The organism is Sedimentitalea sp. XS_ASV28 (genome assembly GCF_041224545.1).
Taxonomy (GTDB): domain Bacteria; phylum Pseudomonadota; class Alphaproteobacteria; order Rhodobacterales; family Rhodobacteraceae; genus Sedimentitalea.
The window spans coordinates 1-281 of record NZ_JBGFGP010000002.1 but is presented as its reverse complement, the minus strand read 5'-3'; the positions used below and the strand labels follow the sequence as shown (position 1 = coordinate 281).

General features: G+C 62.6%; 1 pseudogene. It reads left to right on the top strand.

The features are described from left to right. Window positions 1-281: pseudogene (locus tag AB9K34_RS00010) on the top strand (transposase); the annotation flags it as partial.

Sequence of the window (281 nt, the reverse complement as noted above, 5' to 3'; positions counted from 1 at the left end):
ATCACCGTGGCGCGATCTGCCTGAAGAGTTCGGCAAGTGGTCGTCGGTCTATCGCCAGTTCCGGCGCTGGACGCTGGCCGGGCTCTGGGAGCAGATCATGGACGCACTGAACGAAAGTCGGCTGGTTCCCGATGCCCTGCTAATGATAGACAGCACCGTAGTTCGCGCCCATCATCAGGCAGCGGGCGCTAAAGGGGGACTCCGCGACAGGGTTTCGGCCGTTCAAGGGGTGGCTTCACGACCAAGATCCACCTCCGCGTTAACGGCGTCGGCCTGCCCAT